Here is a 17,286-nt window from a genome sequence, read left to right on the forward strand (position 1 = left end):
TTCCTCGCTGAGAGATCGATCAGGACGTGCGCGCGAACGCGACGGTCAGGTTTGCGGGTGAGCGGCTGTTGCGGATGAATCCACTGACCGCGACGATTGCGATCACGTAGGGCAGCATGACGAGCAGGGCGAAGGGGACGCTGACACCGAGCGCGGGCAGCGCGAACTGGAGCGCCTGCGCGATCCCGAAGAACACGGACGCCCAGATCACGCCGAGCGCGCGCCACCTGCCCGCGATCACGGCCACGACGGCCAGGTACCCGATTCCGGCGGTCATGTTGTCGCTGAACGACCGCACCTCGGACAGCGCCAGCTGCGCCCCGGCCAAGCCCGCCGTCAGTCCCGCGACGAGCACGCACAGGTAGCGGACCTTCCGCACCGGCAGTCCACTCCAGTCGGCCGACTTCGCGTCCTCCCCGACCGCGTCGACGACGAGACCGGCGCGGGTCCGGCGCGACAGGGTGACGGCCAGCAGCCCGACCACCGCGTAGCAGAAGTAGCCGAGTGCCGTCTGAGAGAAGAGCGCCGGTCCGAGGATCGGGATCCGGTGCAGCAGCGGGATCTCGAGGGCGGCGAACCCCGGGGCGTTCTGCCCCTTGCCGTCCGCGAGCAGCAGTCGCGCGCCGTAGGTGGTGGCCCCGAGGGCGAGGGCGTTGCTCGCGATGCCCACCACGATCTGGTCGGCGCGCAGCGTGACGCTCAGCAGTGCCTGCAGCAGTCCGAACAGCAACCCGGCCGCCAGTCCGGCCGCGAGACCGCCCACCGCGGATCCGGTGGTGACGGCGCCGAGCACGCTGGCGAACGCGCCGGTCAGCATCATCCCCTCGAGGCTGAGGTTCAGTACGCCTGCCCGCTCGCTCACCAGTTCCCCGCTCGCGGCTACCAGGATCGGGAGTGCGAATCCGACGCCGCTGACGGCGATGTCCGAGACCGTATCGATCATTGCTTCGCTCCAGCCAGGTCGGGGACGTCGTGGGTCTTCGCGGTCGTCGCGGCCGCGGATCTCGATCTCCGGCCGGCCGCGGTCCACAGCACCGCTCCCGCGATCAGGATGATCATGAGCGATTCCACGATCGAGACGGTCGATGCCGGAACACCGGCTGCGAGTTGGAGATTGATTCCGCCGGACACGAGGAATCCGAGCAGCAGTGACACGGCGCCGACGGCGAGCATGGAACCGCGCGCCAGAAGCCCGACGACCAGCCCGGAGAACCCGTAGCCGGAGGAGAATCCTTCGACGAGCACGAACGGCGCCGTCGCGACGAGGATCCCACCGGCGAGCCCGGAGATCGCGCCGGCACAGGACAGGCTGAGAAACCGCAGCCGTCCGACCGGCAGTCCCAGTCGCGCCGACGCGTCCGGGTTCAGCCCGACGGAGCGCAGTCGCACACCGATCGCCGTCCGGCGCAGAAGAACCCCGACGATCAGCACCGCGACCAGCGCGATCCACAGCGCGATCGTCCCCGGCGAGCGCTCGATCCCCAGCAGCGGCAGATGCGCGGACTCGATCAGCGGCGCCGACTGCGGCAGTGTCTCCGAGGACGTGACGGGCTGGCGAAGGAGGCTGGGCTCGTGCACCATCAGCAGCACCAGCGCGAGGCCGACGAAGTTCAGCAGCAGCGTCGTGATGATCTCGCTCGTGCCCCGGCGGACCCGCAGGTACGCGGCGATCGCGGCCCACGCCCACCCGGCACCGGCCGCGGCGAGGAGAACCGCGGTGACGGCAATCGGGGCGGGGGTGCCCTCCCCCAGAGTGGTGCCGACCGCGGTCGCGGCGATGCCCCCGACGCACAGCTGGCCCTCGCCACCGACGTTCACCAGTCCGGCCCGGTGTGCGACGGTGAATCCGGCCGCGACGAGAGCCAGCACCGCAGCAGTGTTGAGCGAGACTCCGATCGCGTAGCTGCTGCCGAACATCCCTTCGGATAGCGCCTCGGCAGTCTCGGTCACGGTGGCGCCCGCGGCCGCGGCGAGGAGCACTCCGGCGAGTCCCGCGACCGCGATCGCGGCGATCGCCACCGGAAGTGGGTGATGTGCCCAGGTTCGAAGTCGAGTCATGCCGCCGTTCCCGTCATCAGTTCACCGAGGTGCTGCCGCGCAGTGCCCGCCGACGCGTCGACGGGCCCGAGCAGGGCGCCGCGGTAGCTGACGAAGATGCGGTCGCAGAGCGCGAGCAGTTCGGGGATCTCGCTGGACACGACCAGGACTGCGTTCCCCGAGGACGCGCAGCTGCGGAGTTGGTTCAGGACGAACTCGACCGCCCCGATGTCGAGTCCGCGGGTGGGCTGCGCCGCGACCAGACACTGCAGATTCTCCGTCGACAGTTCGCGGGCCAAGACGACTTTCTGCTGATTGCCGCCCGACAGCGAACCCATGGATGTTCCCGGTCCGGGTGTCCGCACCGAGAACTGCTCGATCAGGTCCCGGGCCGCGGCGTCCATCCGGCGGCGATCGAGCAGGCCCATCCTGCGGAAGTGGTGCAGGCGGCCGAGGAAGAGGTTCTCCGACAGGGACAGTTCTGCCACCATCGCCTCCCGGTGCCGGTCCTCCGGCACCACCCCGAGACCGAGGCGGGTGCGTTCGGCCGGGGACGCCGACGTGATGTCGGCGTCGCCGAGCGTGACCGTGCCGGACTCGGGTGTGGTGGCCCCGGACAGAACGGCGACCAGTTCGCTCTGCCCGTTCCCCTCGACGCCTGCGATCCCGACGATCTCACCGGCCCGCACCTCGAATCCCACGCCGGACAGGGCGACGCTGCCGTCCGCCCGAGTGGCTCGCACATCGCGGAGCCCGAGAACGACCCGGCCGGTAGCCCGCCGGTCGGGCATTGCGCCGCCGTCGCTCTCCGTGCCGACGCCCGCGGCGAGCACCGGGCTCAGTTCGGACACCGGCCTGCCGACCATGGCCGTCGTCAGCTGGGGGATCGTCAGCTCCGACATGCGGCCCCCACCTGCCACTTCACCTCCCCGCAGCACGGTGGCGGCGTCCGCGACGCGGGCCACCTCCCCGAGTTTGTGTGTGACGAGGACGACTGCCTTGCCCGCCGCCGCGACGGCCTGGCACGTCTCGATCAGGGCGTCGATCTCGTCGGGGTCGAGTACCCCGGTCGGCTCGTCCAGCAGGATCAGCGAGGGGTCGGTGAGCAGGGCCTTCACGATCTCGACCTTCTGCCGCGCACCGATCGGCATGGCCGAGACCAGCGCGTCCGGATCGATCCGCAGGTGATAGTCGTCGGCGAGCCGATCCAGGCGGGTCCGCAGTTCCGCGCGGCGCAATCGCAGCCCCCGCCCGGTGAGCAGCAGGTTCTCGGCGACGGTCATCGTGCCGATGAGGCTGAAGTGCTGGTGCACCATCGCCACGCCGTCCGCCATCGCGGCGGCGGGCGAACCGGGCGCGTATCGGCGACCGGAGAGGGTCATCGTTCCGGTGTCCGGTCGCAGACCGCCGTAGACCACGTTGCAGAGCGTCGACTTCCCGGCCCCGTTCTCCCCGAGAATGCAGTGCACCGTTCCGGGTAGCACCGACAGGTCGACACCGTGGAGGGCCCGGACGTCGCCGAAGCTCTTCCCGATTCCCGTGAGGTGCAGTGCTGGTGTGCTCATATCAGCCCGCTCGGTAGGGCTCGACGGCACCGGTGGCCAGGGCGGTCTTCGCCTTGGCGAGTGCGTCCGCGACGGCGGGGTCGGCGCTGCAGAGCCGGAAGTCGGTGCCGTCGTTCGGGGAGGTGAGGCCGAACGCCACGTTCTCGGCCTTCCACGTTCCGTCCAGGGTGGACTGGACGGCGTACTCCACTTCCTTGCCGATGTCGGTGTGCACATAGCCGACGTAGGCGGGGTTCGAGCAGTCGCCGGGGATCGGGCCGCCCACCATCAGCGCGCCCGACTGCGCGGCGGCCTGTTCCAGCCCGGACTTGCCGAGGTTCACGATCTGCCCCACGGCGCCCGCGCCTGCGCCGTAGTTGGCGAGCGCGGCCTGCTTCGCCTTGGCCGGGTCGTTGAAGTCGCCCACGTACTGCGGGGTGAGCACCTGGGTGCCGGGCCGCGCGAACTCGGCGCCGTTGCCGAAGGCCTTCGCGGCGTTCACGATGGCGGGCAGTTCGACACCGCCGACGAACGACACGGACGGGGTCTTCGACGCCGTCGCCGCGACCGCTCCGCTGAGGAACTCGGCCTCCGCCTGCTGCGGGTCGTAGTAGGCGAGGTTCGGCAGCGGGGACGCGTCGGCGGGTCCGCCGATCTCGACGAACTTCACGTCGGGGAACTGGGGTGCCACCTTGCGGACGTCGGCGTCCGTCTGACCGCCGAGCGAGACGACGAGGTCGTTCGCGGTCGCGAACCGCACCAGGGCCTGCTGGTAGTCGGCGGCGGCGACCTGCTCGACGTAGCTCAGTTCCACCCGGTCGCCGAGGGTTTCCTCGAGTCGCTGGTAGCCGAGGTACCCCGATTCCATGAAGCCCGTGTCGGAGACGGATCCGGGGAAGAACACTCCGACGCGGAGGGTGTCGCCGGAGGCGGTGCCTGCGTCCGACGACGAACACGCCGTCAGGGTCGCCGCGAGAGTCGCGGCCGCGCACAGCGCGGGGACGAGGGTTCGGGCTCGGGCGGAGAGGGTGGTGTTCACGCGCTGGACTCCTTGACTCAGGAACCGCCACAGTTAGCGGTATACCGTTATTTGAATCTTGGAGGCGCGTCATTTCCGCCGTGTTACACAGACGTAAGGACCCGCATCCACTCGAGGGCGGCGCTTGGGTGCGCTCTACGGTGGCTGACGTGGCCACGACGACAGGAGACCGGGTGAACGGTGCAGCCGACGCGTCGGCGCCGAAGTCGCTGCGCGAGACCGCGTACGAAGAGCTGCGCCGCCGCATCGTGAACCTGCAGCTCGCGCCGGGCCAGCGCCTGATCGAGCGCGACCTCGCCGCGGAGCTGCAGGTGTCCCGCATCCCGCTGCGTGAGGCCCTGCAGCAGCTCCAGACCGACGGACTCGTCGTGATCGTCCCGCGCCGCGGAGCGATCGTTGCCCCGTTCGGCGTCGACGAGGTCCGCGACCTCTTCGACGTCCGCGAAAGCCTCGAGGTGCTCGCGGCCCGGCTCGCCGCGCAGCGAGCGGACGACTCCCACCTGACGGCACTGCGCGACGAACTCGCCGCGGCACGTACGGCCACCGCCCGCGACGACAAGCCCGCCATCGCCGCCGCGAACGCCGCATTCCACGCCGTCATCGTGGAGATGTCCGGCAGTCCCCTGCTGCAGTCGATGCTGCAACCCCTCGCGACGCGCGTGCAGTGGTTGTTCCACCTCACCAAGGAACGCGATCCCGGACAGCAATGCGACGAGCACGCCGAGTTGTACGACGCCATCGCGGCCGGCGACGCGGACCGCGCCGCAGAGATCGCGTTCCGGCACGTCGCCTCGGGCCGAGAACCCAGTCTCGAGCTGGCCGAACACTGGTCTGCACCCGCGATCGACCCGGTCGAGGCCACCCGCACGCGGCAGCGCACACCCCGCACGAAGGACCGATCACGAAACGAGGAAGCGTAGCGCGGCCGCGACGCCGGGACGGGATTTACCCGCGCGTGTCCTGCCGCGCGGGCTGTCACGAATGAATTACAGTTGCCCAGGTGCAAAGTCGCGAGCCGGCGCGATAAGGAGGTCAACGTGCGAGAGCTTCGAGTGATCGGTCTCGAGCCCGATGGATCGCACGTCGTGTGCGCAGATGCCAGTACCGGCGAAAAATTCCGGCTTCCCGCCGATGACAAACTCCGCGCCGCATCCCGCGGGGACATCGCTCGACTCGGCCAGATTGAGATCGAAATGGACAGTCAGCTCAGGCCCCGCGAAATCCAGGCCCGCATCCGCGCCGGCGCCTCCGTCGAACAGGTCGCCGACGAGGCCGGTATCCCCCTGGCGAAGGTAGAGCGTTTCGCCTATCCGGTTCTGCTCGAGCGTTCCCGTGCGGCCGAGATGGCGCAGGGCGGACACCCGGTCCGCGACAACGGCCCCGCCGTTCCCACGCTCGCCGAGATCGTCACGCAGGCGTTCCGCGCCCGCGGGCACAACATCGACGACGCCACGTGGGACGCGTGGCGCGACGAGGACAACCACTGGGTCGCCCAACTGCAGTGGCAGGCCGGGCGGACCACCAACGCGGCGCACTGGCGGTACCAGCCGGACGCGCACGGTGGCACCATCGTCGCGCTCGACGACACCGCGTTCGACCTGATCGATCCCGACTTCGGCCGTCCGCTCCGCGGATTGGCGCCGGTGGCGTCCGACGAGCCGGAGCAACTCGAACTCGCCGAGTTCCCCACCGAGGTGGAGGTGCCGACGATCGAGCCCGAGGAGATCATCGAGGCCGACGTCACCGAGGAGCCCGAGGACGAGCCCGCCCCGTCCGAAGAACCCGCGGCGCCCAAGATCGCCCCGCACCAGACGAACAACAAGGACAAGCGCGGCAAACCCGCCCTCCCGTCCTGGGACGACGTCCTGCTCGGTGTCCGCAGCAGCGGACGCTGACCGTCTGCACGATGAGCAGGCCGGGAACACGGTCGGGGTCGTACTCTTTCAGGAAGACACCGGAAGAGAGGGATGACCGTGGGGGCCAAGGTATCAACGATCTGGTACGTCGACGTCCCCGACCCTGCCGCTGTCCTGCGCGGCCACCCGGAACCTGACCTCGACGCGGCGCAGCAGCTCGCCTCCCGGCTCTATCCCGATCTGACGGCCACCCCCACCGGCCCCGTTCCGCTGGCCGAGGCCGCGCACCTCGATGCCGCCGGGACCGTGCACATCGGTTCCTACCCCGGCGTCACCGTCGTGTGCGGGCCCGACCTGGCCGTTCCCCGACCGTCCGGCCTGCCCGAAACACGCGTCCGGCCCACCGAATTCGCGAAGACGTACTACGTGGCGTCCAAGCCCGACATCGCGTGGGGCTCGTTCGCGATGTGGGAGGACGGGCACCTGACGCGGTCGTTCAGCGCGACGCCGGTCCACATCCACGAGGACCTCGGCATCCCGCTGGTGTGGGAGAGGCCGTTCTGGGCGGGCGACTTTCCGCTGAAACATCCGGCGGGTGTCCTGCCCGACCCGCAGTCGCTGCCGTTCCACCCGCAGCAGTTCGCCGAGGGCGCCAACCGGGAATGGCTCGGCTTCCGGTACACGGGCGCCCCCGAGGGCACCGAGATCGACCCGAAGACACTCACGGTGCACGGTTTCACCGTTCACCCACCCGGCGAGGGTCCGGCGGCCGAGCCTCCCGTCGAGGCGGAACAGCCCGCCCCTGCCTCTGCCCCCGGCCCGGTGCCCGCGCCCGCTCCGCCGCCGCCCGCTCGCAAAGGCGGACTCCTCCGCCGCTACTTCGGCTTCTGACGACTCCGGCCTGAATCAGGCGGCGCCGACGAGCAGCGCAGTCCAGCCGGCGACAACTCCCGCCGCGGCCCCGTACACCAGCCACCGCCAGACCGGCGTCCGGCGTAGTCGCCACACCGACGGCGCGACCCCGGCCACCACGACGAGTTCGAGGAACACCGCCAGGGCGGGGTTGATCCGGGCGAGCTGCGAGCCGAACGCGATGATCGCGACCGCCACCACCGCCGCGGCGAACCCCGCCACGAGAAGTCCGGTGAACCATGGTGTTCCCGTCGGCGGCGGATACGGGGAATGAGGATGCAGCATTCTCACCGGCCCGTGCGGACGCGCTCGTAGAACGCCATCGCCGCCGCCGTCGCGACATTGAGCGAGTCCGTTCCCGGTGCCATCGGGATGCGGGCGCGAATGTCCGTGGCCCGCATGGCGTGTTCGGTGAGGCCGGGACCTTCCGCGCCCAGCAGCAACGCCACCTTCTCCCCCGTCATCGCCTCGGCCAGCGTCACCGCCTCGGGGTTCGGGGTCAGCGAGATCAGCTGGAAACCGCGCTCCCGCAACGCGTCCAGATCGTGTGGCCATTTCGTCACGTGCGCGAACGGAACGCGGAGAACGTGCCCCATCGACACCCGGACCGCCCGGCGGTACAGCGGGTCGGCGCAGCCCTTGCCGAACACCACGGCGTCGACGCCGAGGCCCGCCGCGTTGCGGAACATCGAGCCCAGGTTCTCGTGATCGTTGACGCCCTCGAGCACCGCGACCGTCCGGGCGTGCTCGAGCACGTCCGACAGTTCGAGGGGCGCGGGACGGCGCGCCGCCGCGAGCACACCCCGGTTGAGGTGGAACCCGACGACCTCGGCCATGACGTCCGCCGTCGTCCGGTAGAACGGCACGTCCACGCCCGCGAGGTCGTCCGTGAGTTCCTCCAGCCGCCGGTCGACGCCGAGCAGCGCGATCGGGTCGAACCGGGACGTGAGCAGGCGCTGCGCCACCAGCACTCCCTCCGCGATCACCAGGCCCTTGCCCTCGGGGAGGTCGGGACGGCGGTCCGAGGAATTGAGATCGCGGAAGTCGTCCAGCCTGGTGTCGGCCGGATCTGTTATGTCGATGACGTGAACCACTGGTCCATCGTGCCGTATGCGCGGCGTCACGGCGTTGACTCCCCTCCGCCGAGCGCGAAAGCTCGAAGGAATGAAGCAACTGCACGGACGCACGGCTCTGGTGACCGGTGCCTCCGGCGGTCTCGGCCGCGTCGTCGCCCGGGCCCTCGCGCGGGAGGGCGTCGCCGTCGCGGTGTCCGGCCGGCGTGAGGACCGACTCGCGGAACTCGTCGGTGAACTGCGTGCGCTCGGTGTGCGCGCCGAGGCCGTGCCCGCGGACCTGAACCGCCTCGATCAACTCGATTCGCTGATCGAACGCGCCGAGGCGGCGGTCGGTCCCCTCGACCTGCTGGTGAACAACGCCGGCGTGGAGAACGTCTCGGCCTTCACCCGACTCGACCCCGCCGAGCTCACCGCCATGGTCGACGTGAATCTCACCGCGCCACTGCTTCTCACGCGCCGGGTGGTGCCCGGGATGCTGGGCCGCGGCCGCGGTCACGTGGTGTTCATCTCGTCGCTGGCGGCGAAGATCGGTCCGGCGTACTGCGCGCCGTACGCCGCGACGAAGGCGGGGCTGATCGGTCTCACCCAGTCGCTGCGCGCGGAGTACGCGGGCTCGCCGGTCGGTTTCTCCGTCGTGTGCCCCGGGTTCATCGCGGGCGACGGCATGTACCAGCGGATGACGGAACGCGGAATCAGGGCCGGCCGGATCACGGGCGAGACCAGCACCGACAAGGTCGCGGCCGCCGTGATCCGGGCGATCCGGCGTGACCGGCCCGAAATCGTGGAGAGTGGAGCGCCGATCCGCCCGCTGCTCGCGCTGGCGCAGATCGCGCCGGGACTCGTCGAACGGGCGGCCGCGAGGTTCGGCGCCACCGCGATGTTCCGGCGGTTGAGCGAGGACCGCGGCAGGGTGGAGCCGGGCGGTTGACCCGAGTCGCGTACCCGGGCGCGGGCACTCACCTAGGCTCGCGGGCGTGAGTGATTCCACGCCGACGGTCGGTTCGCCTGCGGAGCTGGCGCGGGCGCTCGACGCCACCGGCTACCTCGCCGACGACGGCGTCGCGATGGCCGCGTTTCTCGCCATACGTATGGGACGTCCGCTGTTCTGCGAGGGCGAACCCGGCACCGGCAAGACGTCGCTCGCGGCCGCGTTGTCGGAGGCGTTCGGTCTGCCGCTGATCCGCCTGCAATGCCATGAGGGCATCGACGCCGCGCAGGCGCTCTACGACTGGGACTTCCCGCGGCAGTTGCTGCACCTGCGGACGCTGGAGGCGGCGAGCGACGGACTGCTCGAGGCCGACACGGTCGAACGCTCGCTGTACACCGAGCGGTTCCTGCTGGCGCGCCCCTTGCTGCGGGCCCTCACCGAAGCCCCGTGTGTGCTGCTCGTCGACGAGATCGACCGCGCCGACGACGAGTTCGAGGCGTTCCTGCTGCAGGTGCTCGACGAGAATGCCGTCACCATCCCCGAACTCGGCGAGGTGCGGGCGGCGACACCGCCGCTGGTGGTGCTCACCTCCAACCGCACCCGCGAGGTGCACGACGCCCTCAAACGCCGCTGTCTCTACCACTGGCTCGAACACCCCGATCTGGCGCGGGAGGTCGCGATCCTGCGCCGTCGCATTCCCGGAATCGGGGCCGAACTCGCCGACCAGGTCGCCCGGGCCGTCCGCTCCCTGCGCGAGATGGAACTGCTCAAGCCGCCGGGGGTGGCGGAGTCGCTGGACTGGGCCCGCGCACTGCGGGAACTCGATCGGGACGTACTGGACGCGGAGACCGCCGCCGCAACGCTCGGCGCGGTCCTCAAGTACCGCGAGGACCTCGAACGGGTGGCCCGTGCCGGACTGGACCGGCTCCTGGCGGGGTGAGAACCATGTCCACGACCCCGGGCATCGGCGACCCGCTCGTGGGCATCGCCGGGTTCGCGCATGTCCTCGCGGCGGCGGGGCTGTCGGTCGCGTCGGACGCCGTCGCCGCGTTCACGCGGGCCCTGCGCCAGGTGGATGTGGGCGATCCGGGTCAGGTGTACTGGGCGGGTCGCGCGACGCTGTGCCGCGGTCCCGACGACATCCCGCGGTACGACTCGGCGTTCGCGGGCTGGTTCGGCGGTACCGTCCCGGCGCGCACGCCGCGGTCGGGGGAACAGCCTCGCCGCGCCAGGACCGCGGCTCTGACCACGACGGACGGCGGCGAGACCGGTGGCGACGCGCCGCACCTGCGGGTCGCCGCGGACGACACCGAGGTGTTGCGCCACCGGGACATCGCCGGCCTCACCGCGGCCGAGCGCGCGCACCTCGCCGAGCTGATCGCCTCCCTGCGCCCGCGGCCCCCGACCCGCCCGGCGATCCGGATGCGTCCGGCCCGACGGGGCACCGTGGACCCGCGGCGCACGGTGCGGGGCATGCTCGCGGCGGGCGGCGAACCGGTGCGGCCGAGCCACCACCGCAAGGCCACCCGGCCACGACGGATGGTGCTGCTGATCGACGTCTCCGGATCGATGAGCCCGTACGCCGATGCGCTGCTGCGCTTCGCGCACGTCGTCGCCCGCGGCAACCCCGCAGGCACCGAGGTGTTCTCCCTGGGTACTCGGCTGACGCGGCTCTCGCGGGCGCTGCGGGTCCGCGACCCGGAAGTGGCGCTCGCCGCCGCGGGCCGGGCCGTGCCCGACTGGGCGGGCGGCACCCGTCTCGGGGAGACGCTGCGCGCGTTCCTGGACCGCTGGGGCAGGCGCGGTGTGGCGCGCGGGGCCGTCGTGGTGATCTTCTCCGACGGCTGGGAGCGCGGTGACCCGGCCCTGCTCGCCGAACAGATGGCTCAGCTGCGCAGGCTCGCCCGCACCGTGCTGTGGGTGAATCCGCACGCCGGCGCGGACGGTTACGAGCCGGTGCAGTCCGGGATCGCGGCCGCGCTGCCGTACGTCGATCGTCTCCTCGCCGGCCACAGTCTCGCGACACTGCAGGAACTGCTCGAGGTCGCGCGCCGAACGTGACCGATCCGGAACCGGTTCCACGATTTCGGGTGTTGTTCGCGCTCCGTCGGCGCAGAGTAGGACGTATCACCTGAGGCTCCCGGCTTTGGAGGCGCGATGCGCATCACTGTCACCGTCGACGGAACGGCATACACGGACGAGGTGGAGCCGCGACTGCTCCTCGTCCATTATCTGCGGGACCGGCTCGGCAAGGTCGGCACCGTCATCGGCTGCGACACCGGAAACTGCGGGGCGTGCACCGTTCACCTGAACGGTCACAGCGTCAAGTCCTGCTCGGTGCTCGCCGTGCAGGCCGACGGCGGCGACGTCCTCACCGTCGAAGGCCTGTCCCGGAACGGGACGTTGCACCCCGTGCAGCAGGCGTTCCGCGACAACCACGCCCTGCAGTGCGGCTACTGCACCCCCGGCATGATCATGCAGACTCTCGACCTGCTCGCCGAGGAACCCGACCCGGACGAACGGGCGGTCCGGCTGGGGTTGGAAGGCAACCTGTGCCGCTGCACCGGGTACCAGAACATCGTCAGCGCGGTCCAGGACGCGGCGCAGCGGTTGCGCGGCGGCGGCACCGCGGAAACACCGACGGCGGATGCACCGAAGCCCGACACCGCGCAGGGAGGTGTGCGATGACCGCCACCGCCGAACCGGAAATCGGGAAGGCCCGCACACGCAAGGAAGACGAGCATCTGGTCACGGGCCGCACCCGCTGGACCGACAACCTGGTGCTGCCGGGCATGCAGCATCTGGCGATCCTGCGCAGCCCGTTCGCGCACGCCCGCATCACCGGTGTCGACGCCTCCGCCGCCCGCGAGATGCCCGGTGTCGTCGCGGTCCTCACCGGCGCCGATCTCGCCGGCGAGCAGGGCAGCCTGCCGTGCGCCTGGCCGATCACCCCGGACATGAAGTCGCCGCCCGCCCCGTCGCTCGCGGTCGACCGTGTGAACTTCGCCGGCGAGGCCGTCGCGGTCGTGGTGGCGCGCAGCGCCTACGAGGCGCACGACGCACTCGAGGCGATCGACGTCGAGTACGACGAACTGCCGGTCGTGCTCGATCTCGCGGCCGCGGCCGCCGACGGCGCCGACCTCGTGCACCCGGATCTCGGGACGAACGTCAGCGCCACCTGGACCTTCGATTCCGCCGAGGCCGGCACGGGCGGCGACGTCGAGGAGGCCATCCGCGACGCCGAGGTACTCGTCGAGCGGACGTTCCGGCAGCAGCGGCTGATCCCGGCGTTCATGGAACCCCGCTCGGTGGTGGTCGACCCGACCGGCGCCCAGATCACCATGTGGTCGGCCACCCAGATCCCCCACATCCTGCGGCTCATGCTGGCGATGACGCTCGACATCCCGGAGCACAAGCTGCGTGTCGTCGCCCCGGACGTCGGGGGCGGTTTCGGCGGCAAGCTCCAGGTGACGCCGGAGGAAGTGATCGCACTGCTCGTCGCACGGCGACTCGGCAAACCGGTCAAGTACACCGAGTCCCGCAGCGAATCGATGGTCGCGGCCCATCACGGGCGCGACCAGATCCAGAAACTGACCCTGGCCGCCCGCCGCGACGGCACCGTCACCGGGATGAAGGTGGAACTGCTCGCCGACATGGGCGCGTACCTGCGGTTGGTCACGTCGGGGGTGCCGATCCTGGGCGCGTTCATGTTCAACGGCATCTACAAGTTCCCGGCGTATCACTTCACGTGCACCAACGTGTTCACCGACAAGGTGCCCACCGACGCGTACCGCGGGGCGGGGCGCCCGGAGGCGACGTTCGCGATCGAGCGGATGATGGACGAACTCGCGACCGAGCTGTCGCTGGATCCGCTGGAATTGCGGGCGAAGAACTGGATCACCCACGAGGAGTTCCCGTTCGACACCGTCGCGGGCCTGACGTACGACTCCGGCAACTACGAGGCGGCCACCGCGCATGCGCGGGAGCTGTTCGACTACGACGGGCTCCGGCGCGAGCAGGCGGAGCGCCGCGAGCGGAAGGACCCGGTGCAACTCGGCATCGGGGTGTCCACGTTCACCGAGATGTGTGGTCTGGCGCCGTCGCGCACCCTCGGCGCCCTGGCCTACGGGGCCGGCGGCTGGGAACACGCGGCGATCCGGATGCTGCCCACCGGCAAGGTCGAGGTGGTCACCGGTTCCTCGGCGCACGGCCAGGGACACGAGACCGCGTGGAGCCAGGTGGTCGCGGATCAGCTCGGGGTTCCGTTCGAGGACGTCGAGGTGTTGCACGGCGACACCCAGACGTCGCCGCGTGGCATGGACACGTACGGTTCCCGGTCGCTGGCGGTCGGCGCGATCGCCGTCGTGAAGGCTGCCGAGAAGGTGATCGCGAAGGCCCGGCCCATCGCGGCGCACCTGATGGAGTGCGCCGAGGACGATCTCGAGTTCACCGAGGGCCGGTTCCGGGTGAAGGGCACCGAGAAGGCGGTCGGCATCGCCGATGTCGCGCTCGCCGTGTTCGCCGCGCACGACCTGCCCGAGGGTGTGGAACCGAATCTGGATTCCGAGGCCGCGTACGACCCGGAGAACTTCTCGTTCCCGCACGGCACGCACCTGTGCGCGGTGGAGGTGGACACCGAGACCGGGAAGGTCGGCATCCGCTCCTACGTGTGCGTCGACGACATCGGGCACGTGGTCAACCCGCTGATCGTGGAGGGGCAGGTGCACGGCGGACTCGCCCAGGGCATCGCGCAGGCCCTGTACGAGGAGGCGGTGTACGACGAGTCCGGCACCCTGCTGTCGGGTTCCTTCGCCGAATATCACGTGCCGTCGGCGGCGGATCTGCCGACGTTCACCACGGGCCGCACCGAGACACCCGCCACCGGTAATCCGCTCGGCGTCAAGGGAGTCGGTGAAGCGGGGACGATCGCGTCCACGCCGGCCGTCGTCAATGCCGTCCTCGACGCCGTCCGCCAGTTCGGGGTGCGTGACGTCGAGATGCCGTGTACACCGATGCGGGTCTGGAACGCCATCCAGTCCGCTCAGGGAGGTGCCCGATGATTCCGTCGACCTTCGACTACGTGGCCCCGACCACCGTCGAACAGGCCGTGGCCGCGCTCGCCGAGGCCGGGGAGGACGCCAAGATACTCGCGGGCGGCCAGAGCCTGCTGCCGGTGCTGCGGCTGCGGTTGTCCTCGCCGAGCACGCTCGTCGACCTGGGCCGGATCGGTGAGTTGCGCGGTGTCCGCGACGACGGGGACAGCCTCGTGATCGGCGCGATGACCACGTACTACGACCTGATCCGCGACCCGCTCGTCCACGAGCACGCACTGCTGCTCGTCGAGGCCACCCGCACCGTCGCCGATCCGCAGATCCGGCACCGTGGCACGCTGGGTGGCGCTCTGGCGCATGCCGATCCGGCGGGCGACCTCTGCGCCCCCGCACTGGCACTCGACGCCACCCTGACCGCCGTGGGTACCGCGGGCAGGCGGAGCATCCCGGTCGCCGACTTCTTCGAGGGCTACTACACCACGACGCTGCGACCGGACGAGATCCTCGTGGACGTGCGGGTTCCCAAGCACACCGGCTGGGAGGCGCGGTACGAGAAGTTCAACACGGTCGCGGAGGCGTGGTCGATCGTGGCGGTGGCCGCGACGATCCAGGTCGACGGCGGCACGATCCGGCAGGCCCGGGTGGCACTGACCAACATGGGGTCCGTGCCGGTGCGGGCTCGCGGCGTCGAGGACGCGCTCGTCGGCAATGCCGCGGACCCGGAGCTGATCCGGGCGGCGGCCGAGCACGCCGCCGAGGGTACCGACCCGGTCACCGACGGCAACGCCGACGCCGAGTACCGCAGCCACCTCGCGAGAGTGCTGACTCGGCGGGCCGTGGCGACGGCGGTCGGCGTCTGAAGGGTTCCGGCAGCCGTCAGGACCGCGGGTCGCGGCTCGCTTCCACGGCCTGCTCGGTGGCGTCGCAGACCACCACGGGGTGCGGTTCGAGAACGTTGTGCAATTCGATCACCGGGAGATAGCTGCCGGCGTCCGGCCTGCGCACCGTCACCCGCACCCGCTGGTGCCGCATCAGGTACAGGGCCGCGCCGATCCCGCTCACCAGGGAGATCGCGCCGCCGATCACGAGCGGGGCGCGAGGGTCGAGGACGTCCGCCAGCCATCCGAGAACGGGGCTGCCCAGCGGGGTGCCGCCGAGGAAACAGAGCATGTAGATGCCCATCACCCGGCCGCGCATCTCGGACGGCACGGACATCTGCAGGATGTTCATCGCCGCCGTCGTGAACGTCAGAGTGAGCGCGCCGGTCGGGACGAGCATGATCGCGACCAGCACGTAGGTGGGCATGAGTCCCACCAGGATCTCGAAGGCCCCGAATGCGGCCGCAGCCCCGAGGAATGTGCGCAGCCGCGGCGGGGTCTTGCGTTTCGCGGCGATCGTGGCGCCGGCCAGCGTGCCCACGGCGAGGGTCGTGGACAGCAGTCCGTACGCGTCCGCGCCGCGATCGAACGTGTTGCGGGCGAGAACGGCGAGACTGATCGGGAAGTTCAGCCCGAACGTCGACACCATGAACACCGCCACCATCAGCACCCGCAGGTCGGTGCGGCCCCACACGTACCGGAACCCCTCGCGGACCTGTCCTTTCCCGCGTTCCGCCTGGGGCGCCGTGAACAATTCGCGGGTATTCATCATCAGCAGGGCGATCAGTACCGCGGTGAATGTGCCCACGTTGAGCAGGAACACCCACCCCGTGCCGATGAGGGTGATCAGCACACCGGAGATCGCCGGGCCGATGATGCGAGCCGTGTTGAACGTCATGGAGTTCAGGGCGATCGCATTGGGCAAGGACTCCTTGCCGACCATCTCGATGGTGAACGACTGCCGCGTCGGCGCGTCGATCGCCGACGCGCAGCCGAGCAGGAACGCGATGAGGTAGACGTGCCACAGGGCCACCAGCCCGCCGACGTCCAGCAGCCCGAGCACCAGCGCGCACAACGCCATCGACACCTGCGTCGCGATCAGGATGCGACGCTTGTCGTACCGGTCGGCGAGGACGCCGCCCCACACGGACAGGAACAGGGTCGGGCCGAACTGCAGCGCCATCACGATGCCGACCGCGAGCGCATTGCCGTTCGACAACGTCAGGACGAGCCAGTCCTGCGCCACCCGCTGCATCCACGTTCCGACGAGGGAGACGATCTGCCCCGACGCCCACAACCGGTAGTTCCGAGTGCGGAGAGCGGCGAACATGCCGGTCTTCGGCTGGGCTGAGTCGGTGGTCTCGGATTCGGGCGGCACACATCCATCTTGCTCCCGGACCCGGCGCACCATCGACCGGCCCGGGGTGGACATCGGTGGCCGGACCACCTCGCATGCCGGCTACGTTCTCCGGCAAGGGGTTTCCGCGCAGCGGCGTCGGGCTACTCCGAGTCGGCGACGATGGAGGTGATGATGCCGACCGCGTCGCGGAGGGTCTTCAGCTGAGCCTCGTCGAGCCCGGACAGCCGCTCGTTCATCCACGCCTCACGGGCGTGGGTCTCGTCGGCGATCAGCGCATGACCGGCGTCCGACAGCGTGACGATGATCTGCCGTCCGTCGGTGGGATGCGGTGCCCGCTCGACCAGCCCCAGTTCGACCAGCGAAGCGATGACCCGGGTCATCGACGGCGGCTGCACCTTCTCACGCGCCGCGAGATTGCCCGGCGTCATGGCGCCGTCGCGGGCAAGGGTGGCCAGAGCCGACAGCTGGGTCAGCGATACCTGGGCGTCGACGCGGCGCCCACGCAGGTGACGCGTGAGGCGCACGACAGCCAGGGAAAGGTCGCTGGCGAGTGCTCGCGTATCCGTGGTCACGGGAATGACAATACGGGACCGATCGGCCGCCGT

At 70.4% G+C, this 17,286-nt stretch carries 17 protein-coding genes; 9 read left to right on the forward strand and 8 right to left on the reverse strand.

The window, feature by feature from the left end:
• Positions 1-19: 19 nt before the first annotated feature.
• Genes DTA22_RS24055 through DTA22_RS24070 form a run of 4 tightly spaced genes read right to left on the reverse strand, consistent with a single transcriptional unit; the run spans position 20 to position 4,620 of the window.
• Positions 20-943, reverse strand: coding sequence for an ABC transporter permease (locus DTA22_RS24055; RefSeq protein WP_037234519.1), 924 nt, complete (start codon positions 941-943; stop codon positions 20-22).
• On the reverse strand, positions 940-2,058 hold the full coding sequence (locus tag DTA22_RS24060; protein WP_112301142.1) for an ABC transporter permease: 1,119 nt from the start codon (positions 2,056-2,058) through the stop codon (positions 940-942). The genes DTA22_RS24055 and DTA22_RS24060 overlap by 4 nt, the downstream gene beginning before the upstream one ends.
• Positions 2,055-3,602 (reverse strand): ABC transporter ATP-binding protein, encoded by a 1,548-nt coding sequence (locus DTA22_RS24065; RefSeq protein WP_112301143.1) that lies wholly within the window; start codon positions 3,600-3,602, stop codon positions 2,055-2,057. The genes DTA22_RS24060 and DTA22_RS24065 overlap by 4 nt, the downstream gene beginning before the upstream one ends.
• Position 3,603: 1 nt before the next feature.
• Entirely contained in the window at positions 3,604-4,620 is a 1,017-nt protein-coding gene (locus tag DTA22_RS24070) for a BMP family protein (RefSeq protein ID WP_112301144.1), read from the reverse strand.
• 173 nt (positions 4,621-4,793) lie between these two features.
• On the opposite strand from DTA22_RS24070, the gene DTA22_RS24075 reads away from it, so the two are divergent.
• From DTA22_RS24075 to DTA22_RS24085, 3 genes are all read left to right on the forward strand, one after another.
• Positions 4,794-5,540 (forward strand): GntR family transcriptional regulator, encoded by a 747-nt coding sequence (locus DTA22_RS24075; RefSeq protein ID WP_112301145.1) that lies wholly within the window; start codon positions 4,794-4,796, stop codon positions 5,538-5,540.
• A gap of 117 nt (positions 5,541-5,657) precedes the next feature.
• Positions 5,658-6,515, forward strand: a complete 858-nt coding sequence (sepH, locus tag DTA22_RS24080; RefSeq protein ID WP_009478031.1) for a septation protein SepH — start codon at positions 5,658-5,660, stop codon at positions 6,513-6,515.
• 72 nt (positions 6,516-6,587) lie between these two features.
• Positions 6,588-7,367, forward strand: coding sequence for a DUF6928 family protein (locus DTA22_RS24085; protein WP_112301146.1), 780 nt, complete (start codon positions 6,588-6,590; stop codon positions 7,365-7,367).
• Positions 7,368-7,382: 15 nt separating this feature from the next.
• Here DTA22_RS24085 and DTA22_RS24090 read toward each other — a convergent pair whose 3' ends face one another.
• Complete coding sequence (locus DTA22_RS24090; RefSeq protein ID WP_037234531.1) at positions 7,383-7,673, reverse strand: DUF2537 domain-containing protein; 291 nt, start codon at positions 7,671-7,673, stop codon at positions 7,383-7,385.
• Positions 7,674-7,675: 2 nt separating this feature from the next.
• A complete protein-coding gene (locus DTA22_RS24095; RefSeq protein ID WP_025431907.1) occupies positions 7,676-8,482 on the reverse strand; it encodes a TrmH family RNA methyltransferase in 807 nt (268 codons plus the stop codon).
• 70 nt (positions 8,483-8,552) lie between these two features.
• Between DTA22_RS24095 and DTA22_RS24100 the strand changes: the two genes are divergently transcribed.
• The 6 genes from DTA22_RS24100 (at position 8,553) to DTA22_RS24125 (ending at position 15,303) form a co-directional block, all read left to right on the forward strand.
• Complete coding sequence (locus DTA22_RS24100; RefSeq protein ID WP_112301147.1) at positions 8,553-9,392, forward strand: SDR family NAD(P)-dependent oxidoreductase; 840 nt, start codon at positions 8,553-8,555, stop codon at positions 9,390-9,392.
• Between the two features lie 46 nt (positions 9,393-9,438).
• A complete protein-coding gene (locus DTA22_RS24105; protein WP_112301148.1) occupies positions 9,439-10,332 on the forward strand; it encodes an AAA family ATPase in 894 nt (297 codons plus the stop codon).
• A gap of 5 nt (positions 10,333-10,337) precedes the next feature.
• On the forward strand, positions 10,338-11,453 hold the full coding sequence (locus tag DTA22_RS24110) for a vWA domain-containing protein (RefSeq protein WP_112301149.1): 1,116 nt from the start codon (positions 10,338-10,340) through the stop codon (positions 11,451-11,453).
• Positions 11,454-11,549: 96 nt separating this feature from the next.
• Positions 11,550-12,080 carry a (2Fe-2S)-binding protein gene (locus tag DTA22_RS24115; RefSeq protein WP_112301150.1) on the forward strand — a complete coding sequence of 177 codons (531 nt, stop codon included), beginning with the start codon at positions 11,550-11,552 and terminating at the stop codon, positions 12,078-12,080.
• A complete protein-coding gene (locus DTA22_RS24120; RefSeq protein ID WP_112301151.1) occupies positions 12,077-14,452 on the forward strand; it encodes a xanthine dehydrogenase family protein molybdopterin-binding subunit in 2,376 nt (791 codons plus the stop codon). The genes DTA22_RS24115 and DTA22_RS24120 overlap by 4 nt, the downstream gene beginning before the upstream one ends.
• Positions 14,449-15,303: an FAD binding domain-containing protein gene (locus DTA22_RS24125; protein WP_037234543.1), complete on the forward strand. Its 855-nt coding sequence runs from the start codon at positions 14,449-14,451 to the stop codon at positions 15,301-15,303. The genes DTA22_RS24120 and DTA22_RS24125 overlap by 4 nt, the downstream gene beginning before the upstream one ends.
• Before the next feature lie 16 nt (positions 15,304-15,319).
• Here DTA22_RS24125 and DTA22_RS24130 read toward each other — a convergent pair whose 3' ends face one another.
• Together DTA22_RS24130 and DTA22_RS24135 are read right to left on the reverse strand one after the other, a co-directional pair.
• Positions 15,320-16,651: an MFS transporter gene (locus DTA22_RS24130; RefSeq protein WP_037234670.1), complete on the reverse strand. Its 1,332-nt coding sequence runs from the start codon at positions 16,649-16,651 to the stop codon at positions 15,320-15,322.
• A gap of 170 nt (positions 16,652-16,821) precedes the next feature.
• Entirely contained in the window at positions 16,822-17,253 is a 432-nt protein-coding gene (locus DTA22_RS24135; protein WP_005244136.1) for an Rv0880 family HTH-type transcriptional regulator, read from the reverse strand.
• Positions 17,254-17,286 lie beyond the last annotated feature (33 nt).

This window comes from Rhodococcus wratislaviensis, from assembly GCF_900455735.1.
GTDB lineage: Bacteria > Actinomycetota > Actinomycetes > Mycobacteriales > Mycobacteriaceae > Rhodococcus_F > Rhodococcus_F wratislaviensis.

Coding starts and splice junctions, on each gene's coding strand:
- DTA22_RS24055 (WP_037234519.1), bottom strand. CDS start 943: ATGATCGATACGGTCTCGGACATCGCCGTCAGCGGCGTCGGATTCGCA.
- DTA22_RS24060 (WP_112301142.1), bottom strand. CDS start 2,058: ATGACTCGACTTCGAACCTGGGCACATCACCCACTTCCGGTGGCGATC.
- DTA22_RS24065 (WP_112301143.1), bottom strand. CDS start 3,602: ATGAGCACACCAGCACTGCACCTCACGGGAATCGGGAAGAGCTTCGGC.
- DTA22_RS24085 (WP_112301146.1), top strand. CDS start 6,588: ATGACCGTGGGGGCCAAGGTATCAACGATCTGGTACGTCGACGTCCCC.
- DTA22_RS24090 (WP_037234531.1), bottom strand. CDS start 7,673: ATGCTGCATCCTCATTCCCCGTATCCGCCGCCGACGGGAACACCATGG.
- DTA22_RS24100 (WP_112301147.1), top strand. CDS start 8,553: ATGAAGCAACTGCACGGACGCACGGCTCTGGTGACCGGTGCCTCCGGC.
- DTA22_RS24110 (WP_112301149.1), top strand. CDS start 10,338: ATGTCCACGACCCCGGGCATCGGCGACCCGCTCGTGGGCATCGCCGGG.
- DTA22_RS24115 (WP_112301150.1), top strand. CDS start 11,550: ATGCGCATCACTGTCACCGTCGACGGAACGGCATACACGGACGAGGTG.
- DTA22_RS24120 (WP_112301151.1), top strand. CDS start 12,077: ATGACCGCCACCGCCGAACCGGAAATCGGGAAGGCCCGCACACGCAAG.
- DTA22_RS24125 (WP_037234543.1), top strand. CDS start 14,449: ATGATTCCGTCGACCTTCGACTACGTGGCCCCGACCACCGTCGAACAG.
- DTA22_RS24130 (WP_037234670.1), bottom strand. CDS start 16,651: ATGTTCGCCGCTCTCCGCACTCGGAACTACCGGTTGTGGGCGTCGGGG.